At 52.9% G+C, this 17,935-nt stretch carries 16 protein-coding genes; 12 read left to right on the forward strand and 4 right to left on the reverse strand.

All coding sequences use genetic code 11. The annotated features are described in order from the left end of the window. The first annotated feature begins 10 nt into the window (after positions 1–10). On the forward strand, positions 11–310 hold the full coding sequence (yajC, locus tag AAFJ72_RS07555) for a preprotein translocase subunit YajC (RefSeq protein WP_122905944.1): 300 nt from the start codon (positions 11–13) through the stop codon (positions 308–310). Positions 311–407: 97 nt separating this feature from the next. Here the strand turns inward: yajC and AAFJ72_RS07560 are convergent, their stop codons facing one another. Continuing rightward, a complete protein-coding gene (locus tag AAFJ72_RS07560; RefSeq protein WP_122905945.1) occupies positions 408–809 on the reverse strand; it encodes a TIGR04086 family membrane protein in 402 nt (133 codons plus the stop codon). Positions 810–942: 133 nt separating this feature from the next. Between AAFJ72_RS07560 and corA the strand changes: the two genes are divergently transcribed. Together corA and AAFJ72_RS07570 are read left to right on the forward strand one after the other, a co-directional pair. Next, on the forward strand, positions 943–1,920 hold the full coding sequence (corA, locus tag AAFJ72_RS07565) for a magnesium/cobalt transporter CorA (RefSeq protein ID WP_432776635.1): 978 nt from the start codon (positions 943–945) through the stop codon (positions 1,918–1,920). An 84-nt stretch (positions 1,921–2,004) separates the two neighbouring features. Continuing rightward, positions 2,005–2,703: a DUF421 domain-containing protein gene (locus AAFJ72_RS07570; RefSeq protein ID WP_432777158.1), complete on the forward strand. Its 699-nt coding sequence runs from the start codon at positions 2,005–2,007 to the stop codon at positions 2,701–2,703. A 3-nt stretch (positions 2,704–2,706) separates the two neighbouring features. Here the strand turns inward: AAFJ72_RS07570 and spoVB are convergent, their stop codons facing one another. Continuing rightward, on the reverse strand, positions 2,707–4,293 hold the full coding sequence (spoVB, locus tag AAFJ72_RS07575) for a stage V sporulation protein B (RefSeq protein WP_432776636.1): 1,587 nt from the start codon (positions 4,291–4,293) through the stop codon (positions 2,707–2,709). Positions 4,294–4,380: 87 nt separating this feature from the next. Between spoVB and AAFJ72_RS07580 the strand changes: the two genes are divergently transcribed. The 8 genes from AAFJ72_RS07580 to AAFJ72_RS07615 all read left to right on the forward strand — a co-directional run bounded on the left by AAFJ72_RS07580 (position 4,381) and on the right by AAFJ72_RS07615 (position 13,613). Beyond that, positions 4,381–4,620, forward strand: a complete 240-nt coding sequence (locus AAFJ72_RS07580; protein ID WP_432776637.1) for a post-transcriptional regulator — start codon at positions 4,381–4,383, stop codon at positions 4,618–4,620. A 175-nt stretch (positions 4,621–4,795) separates the two neighbouring features. Continuing rightward, positions 4,796–6,034 carry a protein translocase subunit SecD gene (gene secD, locus AAFJ72_RS07585; protein ID WP_432776638.1) on the forward strand — a complete coding sequence of 413 codons (1,239 nt, stop codon included), beginning with the start codon at positions 4,796–4,798 and terminating at the stop codon, positions 6,032–6,034. Then, a complete protein-coding gene (gene secF, locus AAFJ72_RS07590) occupies positions 6,024–6,938 on the forward strand; it encodes a protein translocase subunit SecF (protein ID WP_432776639.1) in 915 nt (304 codons plus the stop codon). The genes secD and secF overlap by 11 nt, the downstream gene beginning before the upstream one ends. Positions 6,939–7,178: 240 nt before the next feature. Then, the gene (gene recJ / locus AAFJ72_RS07595; protein ID WP_432776640.1) at positions 7,179–9,533 is read left to right on the forward strand and encodes a single-stranded-DNA-specific exonuclease RecJ; all 2,355 of its coding nucleotides are present in this window, start codon (positions 7,179–7,181) and stop codon (positions 9,531–9,533) included. A 12-nt stretch (positions 9,534–9,545) separates the two neighbouring features. After that, the gene (locus tag AAFJ72_RS07600) at positions 9,546–10,058 is read left to right on the forward strand and encodes an adenine phosphoribosyltransferase (RefSeq protein WP_432776641.1); all 513 of its coding nucleotides are present in this window, start codon (positions 9,546–9,548) and stop codon (positions 10,056–10,058) included. Positions 10,059–10,347: 289 nt separating this feature from the next. Then, a complete protein-coding gene (locus AAFJ72_RS07605; protein WP_432776642.1) occupies positions 10,348–12,519 on the forward strand; it encodes a RelA/SpoT family protein in 2,172 nt (723 codons plus the stop codon). 79 nt (positions 12,520–12,598) lie between these two features. Further along, the gene (gene dtd, locus AAFJ72_RS07610) at positions 12,599–13,036 is read left to right on the forward strand and encodes a D-aminoacyl-tRNA deacylase (RefSeq protein ID WP_432776643.1); all 438 of its coding nucleotides are present in this window, start codon (positions 12,599–12,601) and stop codon (positions 13,034–13,036) included. A gap of 25 nt (positions 13,037–13,061) precedes the next feature. Beyond that, a complete protein-coding gene (locus tag AAFJ72_RS07615; RefSeq protein WP_432776644.1) occupies positions 13,062–13,613 on the forward strand; it encodes a short-chain dehydrogenase in 552 nt (183 codons plus the stop codon). A 138-nt stretch (positions 13,614–13,751) separates the two neighbouring features. Here AAFJ72_RS07615 and AAFJ72_RS07620 read toward each other — a convergent pair whose 3' ends face one another. Further along, positions 13,752–15,236 carry an IS1182 family transposase gene (locus AAFJ72_RS07620; RefSeq protein ID WP_432774196.1) on the reverse strand — a complete coding sequence of 495 codons (1,485 nt, stop codon included), beginning with the start codon at positions 15,234–15,236 and terminating at the stop codon, positions 13,752–13,754. Between the two features lie 382 nt (positions 15,237–15,618). Continuing rightward, complete coding sequence (locus AAFJ72_RS07625; RefSeq protein WP_432776645.1) at positions 15,619–17,502, reverse strand: SH3 domain-containing protein; 1,884 nt, start codon at positions 17,500–17,502, stop codon at positions 15,619–15,621. 197 nt (positions 17,503–17,699) lie between these two features. Here AAFJ72_RS07625 and AAFJ72_RS07630 point away from each other — a divergent pair, with 197 nt between their 5' ends. Next, positions 17,700–17,870, forward strand: a complete 171-nt coding sequence (locus AAFJ72_RS07630; protein ID WP_432776646.1) for a hypothetical protein — start codon at positions 17,700–17,702, stop codon at positions 17,868–17,870. The last annotated feature ends 65 nt before the right edge of the window (positions 17,871–17,935 follow it).

A 17,935-nucleotide genomic window follows, 5' to 3' on the forward strand; every position in this document is an offset into this window, starting at 1 on the left:
GGGGATATTCATGGAGGGCTTGACTCAGTTTTTACCGATTATCATCATGTTTGCGATTTTCTACTTCTTGCTGATTCGTCCGCAACAGAAGAAAGCCAAACAGCGCAACGCCATGCTCGCTGCTCTGAAAAAGGGCGACAGGATCGTTACCATCGGCGGCATGCACGGTACCATCCAGGAGTTGACCGACGACACGGTGACTCTGCGCATTGCGCACAACGTCAACGTAACGTTTGATCGCGGTGCCATCAACAACGTTGTGTCTTCCAGCAACGAGCCGGCAAAAGCGGAAAAAGAAGAGTCCAAATAAAGCAAGGAAAAGCAGGTGGGAGCATCCGCCTGCTTTTTTTGATGGCCAGAACCGCCTTGATCGTTTGGGATGGGAGCAAAAATTTTTACCGTCATTTTTACCGTCTCGGCTTGAAGCTTTTGGGCTTGCTGCCGGTATTGGCCGAGTTGACGCCGAGAATGCCGCCCAGTGCAGCGATGCCGAACGCACCGAGCAAAAAGAGGAACGTCCCCCATTGCAGCGGAGCGTCGAAGCCGAGAAAGCCGATTAAAAGGATCAGGAGAAAATAGGAGAACCCGGTCAAGCCGCCGTAGTACCAGCCTTTGCCGCCACAGCGCTTTCCGGTGACGAAACCGCCGACGAGCAAGGCAATTGCGTTGATGATGTACGTAAAATAAGGCAAAGATCCTTCGCGCATGCTGGTAAAGCTGAGAAGCAAGGTAGCGAGCAATGCCCCGAACAAGACGAGACCTGTCGTGTACAAAAGACCTGTCAGTACAGAGGTGGACGCACTCCGCACGATAGTAACCCCCTCACTGGTCAACTGTTTGTACCATCTATATGAATGGCCTGGCCCTTGTATTCATCTTCGCGTTGAACATTGGAAGGAATTTTCGTATGATGGATGGGGAACGAGACGGGGGTGAGGAAGATTGATTAAAACGTACTTTTACAACCATTCAGAGCAGAAGATGTTTCACGATGTTGATCTGTCCACGAAGGATCAATGGCTGAAATCTCCCGAGGATTTGCTCTGGATCGATCTGTATGATGTGGGGAACAATGAACTGCCCTATATTGCCAAGATTTTCGACTTTCACCCGCTGGCCATCGAGGACTGCCTGCACGTCAGTCCGCGTGCCAAGGTTGACAAGTACGATGATTATTATTTCTTCGTTTTTCACGCCCTGCGTTACAATGAAGAAAGCGACGACGAGATTACCACGGTAGAACTGAACGTTTTTCTCGGCCCCAACTACATCGTTACGATCCATAAATCGCCGATGAACACCATCGGGCGGATCGCTGCCATGTGTCACCGCAACAACTCCTATCTGAACCGGGGGCCCGACTACTTGCTCTACGCGATTGTCGACGGGATCACGGATGAATATTTCCCGATCATCGACCGGATCAGCGTGCGGATTGACGAACTGGAGGACGAGATTTACGAACACCAGATGGAGGAAATTACGGAAGAGTTCCTGGCGCTGAAGCGGACGATTATTTTGATAAGGCGTGTCATCATGCCGCAAAAGCGAATTTTTGCCAACGTCAATGGTCGCTACTCTTTCGACATTTCCGAGGAAAACGTTCCGTTCTACAGTGACCTGACCGACCACCTGGAGCGCATATCGGACTCCACCGAGACGTTCCGCGACCTGGTGAACGGTGCGCTTGATACGTACTACACGATTATCAGCGCGAAGACGACAGAGACGATGCGCGTCCTCACGATTATTTCCACGATCATTCTGCCGCTTACCTTCATTACCGGGCTGTTCGGGATGAATACGTTCGCCTGGCTGGGAGAAGAGGCAGAGCCTTACATGCTGATCGTGGCACTCGTTATCATGCTGGCGATGACCTTTTTCATGCTGCACATTTTCCGCAAACGAAAGTGGTTGTAATTGGAGCTAATAGTTGCAAGCCCCCTGCCGAACACTACTAGCAAAAATGTTCGATAGGGGGCAGCGGGAGTGGAAGAAATTTCAATGGTATTGTTGCGCACCCTTTTCTCGTATTTTTTCCTCCTGATCTTGCTCCGCATGATGGGCAAGCGAGAACTGGGGAAGTTGTCGGTTTTTGATGTTGTGATCTCCATCATGCTGGCGGAAATGGCCGCAATGGCTATCGAGGACGTGGAAAAGCCGGGGCTTCAGTTTTATTTGCCGATGCTGTTGATCGCGCTGTTGGAAATCGTTATGGCGTACATTTCCCTCAAAAGCAAAAAATTTCGCGATGTCGTCGATGGTTCCGCTGACATGATTATCGAAAACGGGGAAATCCGCGAGCAAGCGATGCGCCGAAATCGGTTGAACATGGATGATCTGCTGGTTCACCTGCGACAAAAAAACGTGAAAAACATTGCGGATGTCGAGTACGCCATGATGGAGCCTACAGGGCAAATGAGCGTCTTTTTGAAGCAGGACAAAGAACCCCTTACGCGCGGAGATTTAGGGCTGCCCAAAGAAAAACCGGTAAGCCCTGTTTCGTATAAAGGTTTGCCGATTCCGTTGATCCTCGACGGCAAGGTGAGGCAGGAGGCATTGCAAAAGATCGGGCAAAATCAGCTTTGGCTGAAACGGGAAATCCGCAAGTACGGGATCAAGGACATTCGCGAGGTGTCCTTTTGCAGCATTGACGAACAAGGCATCATCTACATCGACAAAAAAGACAAACCGCTACACTAGGTGTTAGCGGCGGGGGAAAAACATGGCGAGCTGCTCGCCGATCCACGGAATGCGACGGACGTCCTGCTTGCCCAGGACGCGCATGGCCACGAGCAGCACCAGGTACAGCAAGGTGCTGATGCAGGTGCTGGCCAAAAGCAGCTTGCCCGTCGAAGAATGCAGGAACCAGTGCTCGGCCATGTACGTGCCAAGGTAGCCCATGGCCAGCATGGCGATCCCTATTTTTCCAAATTCCCATACGTCAATGGTAAAGCCGATTTTTTTGGTGAGACTGGCAAAATGGAGCAGCGTTCCCAATGTGATGCCGATGTTGGTGGCAATCACAGCGCCGTGGATGCCAAAAGCCGGCTGGGCGGTGAACACGAACATCGCCCCTGTTTTTACGATGGCACTAATCAGTGTATTGCGAAAGACGACCTGGGCGTAGTCGAGACCTTGCAAGGCAGCGGCCAGCGGGGCCTGGAAAAAGAGAAAGACGGAAAAGGGAGCAAGCTCCTTCAACAGGACGCCGACCTCGCGATACTCGCTGCCGTAGAGCAGCACGCACAACGGCTCGGCAAAAATAGTAAGCAGAACGGTACAAGGTGCTCCGATGACGAGTGTGATGCGCATTGCCTGGTAGATGCGCCGATGCACGAGAGGAGCATTTTTTTGATAGGCCGCCTCGGCAACGGCAGGAACGAGCGAAACGGACAAGGAATAGGTTAAAAAAGTGGGAAAGAGCAGCAGCGGAACCGCCATCCCGGCAAACTGTCCGTACAGTCCGGTTGCGGCTGCCGTCGTGTACCCGGCGATGACGAGCGCAAACGGAACGAGCATTGGCTCCAGCACGTAGGCGATGGAACCGATGATGCGACTTAAGGTAACAGGCAGGGCGACGTGGATCAGCTGCGCGAGGTTTGCTCTGCTTGCGGAAATGGCTTTGCGAAATGACGTTTCCAGAAGCTGTGTGGCCGCTTTTTTACTTCCTTTTCGGTATTGCCAGAGAATGTAGAGAAGTCCGGCAGCTTCCCCGAAAATAATGCTGCCGACCGCACCGGCTGTGGCGTACTCGACGCCCGCAGGTAAAAACGACACGGTCATGACGACGACCAGCGCCATGCGCGCTACCTGCTCCAGCAGTTGGGAGACGGCTGTCGGAATCATGTTTTGCTTGCCCTGGAAGTATCCGCGCAGAACGAGCGAAATGCTGGAGATCGGAATGACAGGGATGGCGGCGAGCATGACGATATGGGCGCGCGGGTCGGCGAACAGGGCACCTGCGATCCGGTGGGAAAACAAAAGGAGCAGTGTGCAGATGAACAGGCTGATGCCGCCTGCCACAGACAAGGCCAACAGCAGGTAGCGGCGGGTCAGCCGCGGATTGTTCGCCGCTTCCGTCTCTGCTACCTGCTTGGCGATGGCGACAGGCAGACCGAATGTCGTCACCGTAATCAGAAAGTACAACAGGGGCACAACCATTTGATACAGCCCCATTCCTTCCGCTCCAATGATGCGTGATAGCACGATCCTGTGAGCAAAGCCGAATACTTTGGTGATGCCGCCGGCAATGATGAGGATAACCGTTCCGAAAAAGAATGACTGTCTCATGGAAGGCTCCTTTGCAATGAAAAATTCATTCAGTAAAGAATATGGACGTGCCGCTGTCGGCATGACTACTTTGAGGGGGAAACGGGGATGGACCAAGCGCAAAAGCAGGAATGGTATGGGCGAGTAGCAAGTCTTTGCCAGAGCAAGGCCGAGGAATTTGCCATGCTGGGCTATGAAAATGTGGAGCCCGCAGACATCTGGGAATGTGTCACGAGCGGGTACAAGGAAATCCCCCCGATGCACCGTCTTGTCAACGATATTCTGTCGCTCAAGCCGAACAAGTACATGAATTACCTCATGATGCAAATGTATAAAAACAGTCAGTGAAACTTCCTGTCTCTTCGTTCGTATAAGTAGCATGCTTTTAGTAGAGAAGGGGTTGGTTACCATGGTTCGCTCTTCCAGCATTCGTTGACACGTTTTTTCTCACTTCGCTATAATGGGCATATTGGTTTCTCGCCTTGGCGCGGGACCCTGTTTATGAAAGAGGGGTATCACAAAAATGATAAAATGGGGAAGATTTCTCCTGTTCCTGGTTGTTGTCGGCCTTTTGGCGACACTGGTGTCTACTACGACCAAGCAGGTAGCAGGAAACATCACGCTCGGTCTTGACCTGCAGGGCGGGTTTGAGATTTTGTACGAGGTTGAGCCTCTCGAGGCTGGACACAAGGTTGATCTTGAGCTTTTGAAATCAACCGCACACATGATTGAGAAACGGATTAACATCGGTGGCGTGGCAGAGCCTGTGATCTCAACCGAGCTGCCAAACCGGATTCGCGTGCAAATCGCTTCGCAGTCCGCGGATCAGGACAAGCTGCGCGAGCTGATCGGCAAACCGGCTGTACTGACGTTCCGCGACGAGTCGGGCAAGATTATCCTGCAAGGAAGCGACCTGGCGCCGAACGGGGCATATGTTGATTATGATGAATTAAAGAGACCTTTGGTCATTGTGAAATTTTCAGATTCAAAAAAATTAGAAGACGTCACGCGAGCTAATTTGCATAAGCGTATGGCAATTTATTTGGATGAAAATTTGCAAACCAACCCAACAATCCAGGAGGTAATTACTGGTGGTAGCGCAAGGATCTCCGGAGAATATACCCAGGAGTCCGCACAGGAACTGGCTGACCTGCTCAATTCCGGTGCGATGCCTGCGAAGCTGACCGAGAAGCAGGTGACATCGGTAGGAGCTTCCCTCGGTGCGCTGGCCCTGGAGAAAACGCTCTATGCCGGCTATATCGGGGCTGCATTGATCTTCGTGTTCATGCTGCTCGTCTACCGCATGCCAGGGATGATCGCCAATATTACGCTGGCTGGGTTTACTTATTTTTGTATGCTCGTACTCGACTGGATGGATGCTACCCTGACGCTGCCGGGTATCGCCGGTTTTATTTTGGCAGTAGGGATGGCAGTCGATGCGAACATCATTACGTATGAGCGTATCCAAGAAGAAATTCGCTCGGGCAAAACCATTTTGTCAGCTTTCCGTGCCGGTGAGCGCCGCTCCCTGATTACCATTATCGACGCGCACGTGACGACACTGATTGCGACAGGCGTGTTGTTCTACTTCGGGACAAGCTCCGTGCAAGGGTTTGCTGTCGTTTTGGCCATGACAATCATCGTGAGTGTGATTACCAACGTGTTTGGGTCTCGCTTCCTCCTCTGGCTGGTGGTCCGTTCCAACATGTTTAAAAAGCCGTTCTGGTTCGGGGTAAAGGAGAGTGAGATCGGTGAGCTTTGATCGTGAACACACTGTCATTCGATTTGACATCGTAAAGAATCGCCGGAAGTACTTCATTTTCTCTTCCGCGATTATCATCATCGGTTTTTTGTTTATGCTGTTCCAGGGGCTGCACCTTGGTGTTGACTTCAAGGCAGGGACCCGTCTGGACATTTTCGTTGGAAAAGAGTTCAACCCGGCTGATGTCGAAGCGGTGTTGAAGCAGGAAATTCCGGACGTAACCTTTTCCAAGGTGACACCGTACGGAACGAATCAGGCTTATACCCGCTTCGATCAAACGATTTCCTCTGACACGCTGATGAAGGTGGAAGAGGCGCTGAAGAAAAAATTCGGCGATCAGGTCACGAAGCAAGTATCATCTGTCGACCCGATTATCGCCCAGGAAATGGTGAAAAAGGCAGCGATTGCAGTAGCGATCGCCTCGCTCGGGATCGTTGTCTACATCGCGATTCGTTTCCAGTTGCTGTTCGGGATTGCCTGCATCGTCGGGCTTTTGCATGACGTAATCATTCCGATTGCGCTGTTCTCCGTGTTCGATCTGGAGGTAGACATTACCTTCATTGCCGCGCTGTTGACGATTCTCGGTTACTCCATCAACGACAAAATCGTTATTTTTGACCGTATCCGGGAAAACCTGCGCACCATGAAGTCCAAAACGATTCCGGATCTGGAGCATCTGGTGAACGTATCGCTCTGGCAAACAATGCGCCGCTCTGTGTACACCGTAGCGACTGTGTTCTTTACCGCGCTTGCGATTGCGGTGCTGGGCAGCGAGAGCATTCGCAACTTCTCGCTGGCGCTGTTGTTCGGTCTGGTGAGCGGTACGTACTCCTCGATCTTTATTGCTGCTCAAGTTTGGGTAAACTTGAAAGAGCGGAATATGAAAAAGAAAAAAGAAGCGTAATGGGCAGACCGCAGGGAATTTCCCCCTGCGGTTTTCTACACTTGTTCGTCCAAACGTTGTTTACGAAAAAAGGGCGCGGATCGTGCAGGAGGAGAACGATGGCGGATGATCGGCTGGCCAAAGCACAGCTTGGTGGCCCAGCTTGCGGCATTTTCGGTTCTAGCTCGCAACCGCCATGTTTATGCAGTTGTCAGTCTGTTGCTCCATCCTCTATAATGAATGAGGATTGGAGGAGAGCCTATGCTGAAAGCGAAAACACGCTGGAAACTGGCCACCTACGATGAACAGATTGCGGCCGCGATAGCTGAGGAGTGCCAGCTAACTCCGCTCGTGTCCAAGCTGCTTGTCATTCGCGGCATCGACACAGCGCAGAAGGCCCGTGATTTTTTGCAAGCTGGCCCGGAATTGTTTCATGACCCTTTTTTGCTGGATGGAATGGAACAGAGCGTGCATCGCATTCAACAAGCGATAGAGAGGCAAGAGCCGATCTGCATTTACGGCGACTATGACGCGGACGGGGTCAGTTCGACATCGTTAATGGTACATCTGCTGCGCCAACTGGGCGCTGTTTTTGACTACTACATTCCCAACCGTTTTACCGAAGGGTACGGGTTACATAAAGAAGCTTTGGCGCATTTGCATAAAAGCGGTTACAAACTGATTATTACCGTAGACACGGGGATCAGTGCAGTAGAGCAGGTAGCGTATGCGACACAGCTGGGGCTTGACGTCATTGTAACCGACCACCACGAACCTCCGGCAGTCATTCCGGAGGCATTTGCTGTGATTAACCCGAAAAAGCCGGGATGTCCGTACCCGTTTGACATGCTCGCGGGAGTCGGGGTCGCCTTCAAGCTGGGGCATGCTTTGCTAAAGGAGCCTCCTTTGCATTTGGCTGACCTGGCTGCACTCGGGACGATCGCCGATCTGGTGCCACTGGTGGATGAAAACCGGATTCTCGCCAGGGTGGGACTGAAACGGCTGAACCAGACGCGCAATATCGGTTTGCAAGCGCTTATCCGCGTGTGCGGGCTGGCTGACAGCGAGCTGTCGGCAGGACATGTCGGCTTTGCTCTTGGACCGCGGCTGAATGCGAGCGGACGACTGGAGACGGCAGAGGCCGCTGTCAAGCTGCTGACGACCAAGGATCAGGACGAGGCCGAGCAGTGTGCGCAGGCGCTGGACGATTTGAATCGCGATCGCCAGGAGCTGGTGGCGCAGATCACGGAAGAAGCCGTACAGATGGTCAGAGAGCTGTACCCACCGGAAAAAAACAACGTCCTCGTGCTGGCCAGGGAAGGCTGGAACGTCGGCGTTGTGGGAATTGTGGCGTCTCGGCTGGTTGAGCTGTTTTACCGTCCGACCATCGTGCTCGGCATCGACCCGGAAAAAGGTACGGCCAAAGGCTCGGCGCGGAGCATCGCCGGCTTTGACATGTACGAGGCACTGACTGCGTGCAAGGAATGGCTCCCGCATTATGGCGGGCACACCATGGCGGCAGGAATGACCTTGCCCGTGGAAAATCTCGATCTGTTGCGCAACAGACTGAACGAGCTGGCAGGCGAATGGCTGACGGCAGAAGACTTTATCCCGCTGACCAAGGTCGATGTGGCGATGAGCATGGACGAGATCAGCCTGGAAGCCGCGGAGCAGCTGGAACGGCTCGCTCCGTACGGAATGGGCAACCCGACTCCGCTCGTCTTGCTGGAGGAAGTGGAAACACAGGGAATGCGCACGATCGGGCGTGATGACAATCACTTGAAATGCACACTCGTCAAGTCTGGCCAATCGTTGGATGCCATCGGCTTCAACTGGGCGCACGTGACCAAACAAGTGACCCCAAAAGCGCGCTTTCATGTGCTGGGAGAGCTGTCGGTAAATGAATGGAATGGCAACCGCAAGCCACAGTTGACCATCCGCGACTTGTCGGTCAATCACCAGCAAGTTTTTGATTGGCGGGGTAGTCGTGATAAAGTAGAGAAATGGCAGCAGCTTGTAACTGAATCAGTGACGACGACGGTCGTGTTTCGCAGGGAAAGCTATGAGTTGCTGGTGCAAAAGGCGGCGGAAGCGCAGCGATCTTCCGTGGTGTTGCTCGCGTCATCCGTACAGCCTGAACACGAGGGACCCAAGCAGACAATCATCCTCTACGATTTGCCAAAACGCCGCGCGGATTTGCATGCAATCAGCGCGATGCTGCAGCAGGCCGAGCGCATTTACTGCCTGTTCGGCGACCCGGATCTGGGGATGGAACGGCTTTCCTGTCCAAGCCGGGAGCACTTCAAGCAGCTGTACCAGTTTTTTGTACAGGTGCCGACCGTAAAGCGCATTCATCTCGATGCGCTGGCCCGCAAGCTGCAATGGAAAAGGAGCTTGCTGGACGGGATGCTCGCGATTTTTGTCGAGCTGCAGTTTGTAAGCGAGGATAGAGAACAGTACCGATTGCAAGAGGTGGCAGAAAAAAGGCCGCTGGAAAGCTCGGTTCTATATTCAGAGTGGAAGGAAGAGGCGCAGCTTGCAACGGACTTGCTGCTTTCCTCTTCGGAAACATTGATTCAAACGTTTCATCAGTTGGTGACACCTGTCACCGTATAGGAGGAATTTTTCATGGATTACAAACAATACATTCGCGTCATTCCGGACTTTCCGCAACCGGGGATTCGCTTCAAGGATATTACGACGCTTTTGAAAGACGGCGCTGCCTACCGCGCGGCGATTCAGGAGCTCGCTGAGTTCGCCCGCGAAGTGCAGGCAGATGTCATCGCGGGTCCGGAAGCACGCGGATTTGTTGTAGGGGCTCCTTTGTCATACGAGCTCGGGATCGGTTTCGTGCCAGTCCGCAAGTCCGGCAAGCTGCCTTACGAGTCGATCAAGGCGGACTACGATCTTGAGTACGGCAAAGACGCACTCGCTGTACACGTGGATGCAGTTACCCCTGGACAGCGTGTTCTGATCGCAGACGACCTTTTGGCAACCGGGGGAACGATTGAAACCACGATCAACCTGATTGAAAAGCTGGGCGGAAAAGTGGTCGGCACCGCTTTCTTCATCGAACTGTCCTACCTGGAAGGCCGTAAAAAAATCGGCGATGTTCCGATCAAATCTTTGGTGCAGTATTAATTGAACCATCAACGAAAAACGGGTCATACGCCCGTTTTTTTCTTTTTTCCGCGCACTGTTCATACTTTACAGGGGAAACAGCTTTACAATACGAACGACATAAAAGATAATAGTATGCAATAGAGATGAGGTTCTTTTTTCATCCAGACAAACGATCGATTATTCAAGCCTGCTTCTTCGCAAGAACTTCAACCTTTAAGGCTTTTTTTTATACGCAACGAAGCCTTCGCCTGTGACATAAGGCTTGGCAAAGCCAGGTTTTCCAATGAGAGGATAAGGGAAGGGAACTATGATTACCGGCATTGATGAGGTAGTAAAAAAAGCAAGCACCTATTTATCACAATCGGATCTGGAGCTGATTACTCGCGCCTATAAGCTGGCCGAAAAAGCTCATGAGGGGCAGGTCAGAAAATCAGGCGTCCCGTACATCATGCACCCGATTGCCGTGGCAGGGATTCTCGCAAACCTGCACATGGACGCCGTGACGATTGCGGCCGGATTTTTGCATGATGTGGTGGAAGACACCGACGTTACGCTTGACGATCTACGGGAACAGTTCGGGCCTGATGTGGCTCTGCTGGTAGATGGGGTAACCAAGCTGGAAAAAATCAAGTACAAGTCCAAGGAAGAGCAGCTTGCCGAAAATCATCGCAAGATGCTGGTCGCCATGGCCCAGGACATTCGCGTCATCATGATTAAGCTGGCAGACCGACTGCACAACATGCGGACACTGCGGCACATGTCCGAAGAAAAGCAACGGGAAATTTCCGATGAGACGCTGGAAATTTTCGCTCCGCTTGCCCATCGCCTGGGGATTGCCTCGGTCAAATGGGAGCTGGAGGACACTGCGCTGCGCTATCTGAACCCGCAGCAGTATTACCGGATCGTCAACCTGATGCAGAAGAAGCGCGTAGAGCGCGAGGCATACCTGAACGAAGCGGCGGATATGATTCGGGAGAAGCTGGGCGAGCTGAACATCGAGGCGGAAATATCGGGACGTCCGAAGCACATTTACAGCATCTTTAAAAAGATGACCAAGCAAAACAAGCAGTTCAACGAGATTTACGACTTGCTGGCGCTGCGCATTATCGTGAACGACATTCGCGATTGCTACGCGGTACTGGGCATCGTCCACACCTTGTGGAAGCCGATGCCTGGCCGCTTCAAGGACTATATCGCGATGCCCAAGACGAACATGTACCAATCGCTGCACACGACAGTGATCGGGCCAAAAGGCGAGCCGCTGGAAGTGCAAATTCGCACATGGGAGATGCACCAGACGGCAGAAATCGGGATCGCGGCACACTGGGCGTACAAGGAAGGCAAAAGTGTTGTGCAAGGATCGTTTGCCGAGAAGCTGGGCAGTCTGCGCGAGATCATCGAAGGCGGGTCCAAGGAAGCGCCCAATGCGCAGGAGTTCATGGAAAGCCTCAAGCAGGATTTGTTTTCGGATACGGTCTTTGTCTTTACGCCAAAAGGCGATGTCGTGGAGCTGCCAAAAGGCTCCGTACCGCTCGACTTTTCCTATCGCATTCACTCGGCGGTTGGAAACCGGACGATTGGGGCGAAAGTAAACGGCAAGATTGTCCCGCTGGACTACGCCATGAAAACGGGCGATATTGTCGAGATTCTCACCTCCAAGCATTCGTACGGGCCGAGCCAGGACTGGCTGAAAATAGCCAAGTCCGCCCATGCACGCAACAAGATCAAGCAATGGTTCAAAAAAGAAAAGCGGGAAGAAAACGTCGCCAAAGGGCAGCAAATGGTCGAGGCCGAGATCAAGGCGCGCAACTTTGACGTGAAGGAAGCGATGACGGAGGCGAACCTGAAAGAAGCGGCGGCGCGGTTTAATTTTCAGGGGGCAGAGGACATGTTTGCGGCAGTCGGCTACGGCGGCATTACCGCCTCGCAGATTGCCACCAGGCTCGTCGACAAGCTCCGACGCGAGCGGGAAGAGCAAAACCCTGTCATCCCGGAAGTCAAGCAAAATCCGGGGCAGCGTTCGCAAAAAAGCGAATCCGGCGTCAAGGTACGCGGCGTAGAAAACCTGCTGGTGCGCATCTCACGCTGCTGTACGCCGGTTCCAGGCGACCAGATCATCGGCTTTATTACCAGAGGACGCGGGGTGTCTGTGCACAGGAAGGACTGTCCGAATGTGCTGACGGACGAGTGCTCGGAGCGTTTGATCGACGTCGAATGGGATACGGACCAGAAGCACAACTTCAACGTGGAAATCGAGATCACGGGTCACGACCGCAGCGGCCTGTTGAACGACGTGCTGCAAGTGGTGGCCGAGACGAAGACGAATATTGCTGCCGTCAGCGGCAAAGCAGATAAAAACCGGGTGGCTACGATTCATATGACCATCTCGATCAGCAATGTGGATCATCTGTTGAAGGTTGTGGAACGAATCAAGCGCATTAAAGATATTTATTCGGTTCGCCGCATTTTGAGCACCTGATCCTTCGGGGGTCGGGTGTTCTTGTTTGTGGGCAAATGGCGGCAAACAGCATGACACAAAACGAAAGGAATGGATCGACGTGCGAGTAGTTGTGCAAAGAACGAAGGAAGCGAGTGTGACCGTTTCGGGCGAGGTGGTCGGGCAAATCGAGCACGGGCTTTTGCTGCTGGTAGGCATCACCCACGAGGACAGCGAAAAAGAGGTGGAGTTCGTCGCGGACAAAATCGCCAACCTGCGAATTTTTGAAGACGAGGAAGGAAAAATGAACTTTTCGGTGCTGGATACGGGCGGTCAGATCTTGTCCGTGTCCCAGTTTACGCTGTACGGGGACTGTCGGAAGGGCAGACGGCCAAACTTCATGGCCGCCGCTCGTCCGGAGCAGGCGGAACCGCTGTACGAGCTGTTCAATGCGAAGCTGCGGGAAAAAGGTCTGGTCGTGGAGACGGGGCGTTTTGGCGCGATGATGGACGTGCGTCTGCTCAACGACGGGCCTGTCACCTTGATTGTGGAAGCGTAGCAGAAACGACGCGGGGGGCGGTCAAATGGCACGGGAAGCATTGGTAATCGGGGCGAGCGGGATGCTTGCAGAGGTGTCCCGCTGGCTCGCAAACGAAGGCTGGCAAGTAACGATAGTGGGACGGGATCGCCAAAAGCTCGAACAGGTAAGGGATGGGGCTATGAATCCCGACTCTGTTCATCTGCTTGCGCTCGATTACGGGCAGACGGAGTCGCTGCGCACCGCCATGGCAGAGCTTGTCGCGAGCCGGGGGGCGATGGAACTGGTCGTGGCCTGGATTCACCAAACGGCGCCAGATGCGCTTGCGACCGTATTGGCAGAACTGTCCCGCCCCAAGCGGCCGTTTCGGTTGTACCACGTCTGCGGCAGCCGCGCCTGGAAAAATCCTCCGGTTGTCCATGTGCCGAAAACGTGCGCGTACCATCGTGTCATTCTCGGTTTCGTGTGCGAAGGGGAAGAGGCGCGCTGGCTGACCAACAGGGAAATTGCCGATGGCGTCATCCGGGCCATACGTCAAGAAGCAGCGCAGGCGATCGTCGGCCAGGTCGAGCCGTGGGAGAGGCGTCCGACCTATTGAACATGCGAACAGATGCAAGATAAAAAGAAAAAACGGCTGCCAAGGGAGAGCACTGCAAAAGTGCTCTCTCGGTTTTTAATAATGGGTTCATGTCAATAATTGATGCCGACGGCATCAAAAAGAATGCAGCCTTACTTCTTACGAAGCTGGCTGCATTTGCTTTATTAGCTTTACCATTCGCTTTACGTTTACAACGAATGCCGTTAAGTATGCTTGTATCCGCATACCAAATAAACCACGGTATTTTGCCCTGGTCAATCCATGAAATCTTTTTAATTCAGCATTTTTGTGCTCAATGATCCGGCGACGCTTCGATCGCTCTTTGAAGGTGGTGCTTGCCTCAAACCTCATGTGCTCTTGATAGTGCTCCGCCACCATACGAATGGAATAAGTCTTTGCTTTGGCACCAGGCTTGTAGCATCCTTCGCGAAGTGGACATGTCTTGCACTTCTCCACATCAAAGTAAAAGACAAGAGAACGGCTGCGCCCGGATTTTTTCTTCCCTTGTACCGCTTTTCGTATACTGTGCTCTCCGGTTGGGCAAATGACAAAGTCGGCGTCTTTGTTGTATGTAAAGCCTTCCTGTTTCATTCCTCCGGAATGGACAATTGGGTTTAAGGGGACTATCGGTTGAATGTCTTTTGAGGCAAGGAGATTTAAATTGTCTTTTCCAGAGTAAGCAGTGTCTCCGATGACTTCCTCAATCTTCATACCTGTCTTTTCTGTTTGCTCTAATAGCTTTGGCAGTTGTTTGCCATCATCTTCACTTCCACCCGTAACTTCAATCGCAGTGATGATCTCTTCTTCTGTCATCGCTACATGCTCTTTGTAGCCAAAAAAGGAGAGGGTATTGCTTTTCCAGCCAAAACGCGCGTCTGGGTCAATCGCAGACATGATGCCTTTGTTTGCTAGTAACCGTTCATCTTCCACGATTTGCTTTGCGTGCTTGAGTTTTTCGGAGATGGCCCCTTCATGATCAGGAAGGAGATTTTCTACCGTTTCTCCCAGTTCAGCGAGGTAATGTAGCATCACTTTTGCCGCATCGACATCGCCTTGCATACACTTCGGAGGACGAGGAAGTTTCTTCTCCAGCTTTGGATGCTTTTTAAGTACGGCTCGTACGAGCCGTTTGGCGGCTTCCTGCAACACGTCCAAAGGCCGTTTCTTTTGAGTGGAAGCAACAGTATGTGTTGCATCGACAATGAGTGTTTTTGACTTAATCAAGCCTTCTTCTACGCACTGTTTTACAAGCACTTGTAAGATTTCGTTAATCTGGCTTGCACCTAAGCGATGATTCCGAAATCGGGATAATTGTGACGGATCGGGCAAAGTATCCTCAGGATTCAACCCCAAGAACCATTTATACGCGAGGTTTACTTGTGCTTCTTGAATCATTCGCTCATCGGATAAGCCATAAAGATACTGCAGAAATAAAAGACGAAACAGAAGTTCCGGTTCATTCGCTGGTCTTCCGTAATATTCACAATAAGATGGACGAACTAACTCGTAAATGAACGAAAAGTCCACAGCTTCGTTGATTTTTCGAAGAAGATGGTCTTCGGGAATTAAATTGTAAAGTTCTGAATGAAATGAGGCTTTCAATTGTCTGTCAGCAGATAGCATGGCAACATGTCCTTTGAACATTTTCTTAATATTGATTATAGCGAAAAACCAGCACCGCGAGGTGCTGGCAATCATTCAAAGCCAAAAAGCTGATGGAGTTTGGAATAGGAGGCGTTTTATTTGCGGAGCGCCTTTGCCAGCCTTCCAGCGTAGAGACGTGGACACGGGGATGAAGGGGGCGTTAGTCTCACTTCATTGTGAAACCCAGATGTTGAGCCCCCGCCCCGTGAAACGTCTCGGAACGGACAGATAAGCCCCATAGTGGGCTGGCAACGAAGCGAAGCAAAGAAACGCCTTCACTTTCCATATAAAGGAAGTGTTTTGCAGTGCTCTCCCAAGGCAACCGTTTTTTTGTGTTACGCGAAGTGCGACTCCCCAGGGCTCAACCACTCTGCGGGTTCAACGAGCTGAAATATTGGACAATCCCTTTGAACAGACCCTCTGCCGCCAGATCCTGCTGCTTCTCCGAGCGGACGCGAATCTCGTCGTTGTAGTTCGAGAGGAAGCCGATTTCCGCCAGGATGGAGGGAACGGAATTTTCCCGCAGGACGAAGTAGTCGCCGAAGCGGGACTGCAAGTCTTTGTAGTTCGTCGCCTTGACCAGCTCGTTTTGCACCAGGGATGCGAGCTTGCTGGAATTGCCCTGGTGGTAGTAAAAGACGATGGAGCCGTTCGTCGCCGAGTTTGGATGCGTATTGTGGTGAATGCTGACAAAAATGTCGGCTTTGTTTTGCACGGCGATGTCCACACGCTGCTGCAAGGTGAGCTTGCGGTCGTCCGCACGCGTCATGATGACCTTGGCTCCGGCTGCTTCCAGCTTGTTGCGCAAAAGCAGGGCGACTTGCAGGTTAACCGTTTTTTCAAGAGTGGAAAAGCTGGAGCCGGTCGCGCCGTTGTCGTTTCCTCCGTGTCCGGGATCGACGACGATCAGTTTGTTTGCGATGGCCTGGCTGTGAATGACAGCAGGCACTCCGTTCGCCGCTACGAGCCAGCCGGCCACATAGCCTGTAGTGCCATCGCTGAGCGTTACTTGGAACCAGTCGCCCTCTCTGTTCACGATGCTGTATTTCTCGCCAGTCTGTACTTGTCGCAGTACGCTGTGTCCGGTGCCGGGACCAGAGCGGACATTTGTATTGGCATTGATGATCGTGACGTATGGCCCGCTTGGCGTAGGCGTGTTCGCTCCCGAGACGGCGACGAGCCAGCCTGCGACCCAGCCCGTTTTTCCGGCAGAGGTTTGCACGCGGTACCAATCGCCTTGCTTTTCCAGTACCTTCAGTTTGCTGCCGAGGGGCAGCGTGGTGAGGATGGCGCTGGACGTATTGGGCTGGCTGCGCAAATTCAGCCCATCTGTTTGCACCGTCGCCGTCTGCTCAGCAGGTGTGGCAGGCGTGCTTGGCTGAGCGGGTGTGCTCGTATTGCCTGCACCGCCTGTATCTGTGCTTGGCGCCGTGGTGGTGTCTTGGGCAGTTGTGTTGCTGTTCGTGGAAATCCAGGCGTTTACCCCGTCGTAGGGGAACTGAATCCAGCCGTTTTGTTGCGAGAGCACCGTAATCGTCTCCCCGGCGTGCAGCTGCCCGATTGCAGGCGTGCTGGCATCCGGCGTGGGGTACACATAGGGAGCAAAATCGAGTGTCAGACTGGCTCCCTGAACGGCTGGCGGCTTTGCTGGTGCTGTAGTGCCTCCAGCAGTGCCCGGCGGATTGCCGCCTGTCGGTCCGGTTGGCTGCGCTTGGGTGGATCCAGCGCTTGACGTGGAGCCTGTCGAAGCAGACGTGCTGTCTTTGACGAGCCAGCCTGCGACCCAGCCTGTTTTGCCTCCGCTGAGCTGGATCATGATCCAGTCACCGTTTTTTTGCACGATCGGGTAACGCGTCCCCGGATTGATCGTCTGGATAACCGGGTGAGTCTGGCCGGGACCGGAGCGCACGTTGAGATTGGTCGTCGTGCTCTCCACAGTGCCTTTCGCAGCGGGCGCTGGCTGCTGCTGTGCCGAGACGAGCCAGCCCGCCACCCAGCCGCTTTGTCCATTGGGCAGCTTGACCTGCACCCAGTCGTTTTTGGTGGAGATGACAGGCAGTACCGTTTTGTTCGGCAGCGTGGTCACGACAGCGTCCTGCAGGCTCGGACCGGAGCGGACATTGAGCTTGTCCACAGTGACCTGAACAGACCCGGCAGCCCATGCTGTCGAGACGGGAAGAGAGAGGGCGCAGATGATCGTCAAAAGCGACCTCCCGATTTTTTGACGTACAGACACGGTAGACATCCTTTCCCATTCATTGAAATGCTAGAGTTGTAACGGAACGCTTCTTTCATGTTTTTGCCAACAAAATCACTTCGCGCCTGTTTCGGCTTTTTCCTGCAAAAAGCGACAAAGCTTTGCAAATCATCCCCCGATTGCACGGTCTCGCAATGGGCCATACTAGAACGGAAGAGAACCATTGCACGCAGGAGGAGTAGATTGTGAGGCAGTCCACCAAGGAAACATTTGCGCAAGGCTTGAATCGGCAATTTTTTTCCGTCGACTTTCATGACGATTTGGCCAAAGAATCGTCACGGCAAAATGTAGAAATGTCCCAAGATTTTTTTGTCGGCACGCGGGATGTGCAGCAGTTGCGCCAAAAAAGGAAATAATGGCCTGCAGTGCCGCTCCCTCGCTTTTGTTGACCGAGGGGAACTCCGTCAGCTATGATGAGGAG

This window comes from Brevibacillus gelatini (assembly GCF_050920745.1).
GTDB classification, from domain to species: domain Bacteria; phylum Bacillota; class Bacilli; order Brevibacillales; family Brevibacillaceae; genus Brevibacillus; species Brevibacillus gelatini.

Excerpts from the sequence above, each read along its gene's own strand:
- yajC (WP_122905944.1), top strand. The coding sequence starts at position 11 with ATGGAGGGCTTGACTCAGTTTTTACCGATTATCATCATGTTTGCGATT.
- AAFJ72_RS07570 (WP_432777158.1), top strand. The coding sequence starts at position 2,005 with ATGGTATTGTTGCGCACCCTTTTCTCGTATTTTTTCCTCCTGATCTTG.
- spoVB (WP_432776636.1), bottom strand. The coding sequence starts at position 4,293 with ATGAGACAGTCATTCTTTTTCGGAACGGTTATCCTCATCATTGCCGGC.
- AAFJ72_RS07580 (WP_432776637.1), top strand. The coding sequence starts at position 4,381 with ATGGACCAAGCGCAAAAGCAGGAATGGTATGGGCGAGTAGCAAGTCTT.
- secD (WP_432776638.1), top strand. The coding sequence starts at position 4,796 with ATGATAAAATGGGGAAGATTTCTCCTGTTCCTGGTTGTTGTCGGCCTT.
- recJ (WP_432776640.1), top strand. The coding sequence starts at position 7,179 with ATGCTGAAAGCGAAAACACGCTGGAAACTGGCCACCTACGATGAACAG.
- AAFJ72_RS07600 (WP_432776641.1), top strand. The coding sequence starts at position 9,546 with ATGGATTACAAACAATACATTCGCGTCATTCCGGACTTTCCGCAACCG.
- AAFJ72_RS07605 (WP_432776642.1), top strand. The coding sequence starts at position 10,348 with ATGATTACCGGCATTGATGAGGTAGTAAAAAAAGCAAGCACCTATTTA.
- AAFJ72_RS07615 (WP_432776644.1), top strand. The coding sequence starts at position 13,062 with ATGGCACGGGAAGCATTGGTAATCGGGGCGAGCGGGATGCTTGCAGAG.
- AAFJ72_RS07620 (WP_432774196.1), bottom strand. The coding sequence starts at position 15,236 with ATGCTATCTGCTGACAGACAATTGAAAGCCTCATTTCATTCAGAACTT.
- AAFJ72_RS07625 (WP_432776645.1), bottom strand. The coding sequence starts at position 17,502 with ATGTCTACCGTGTCTGTACGTCAAAAAATCGGGAGGTCGCTTTTGACG.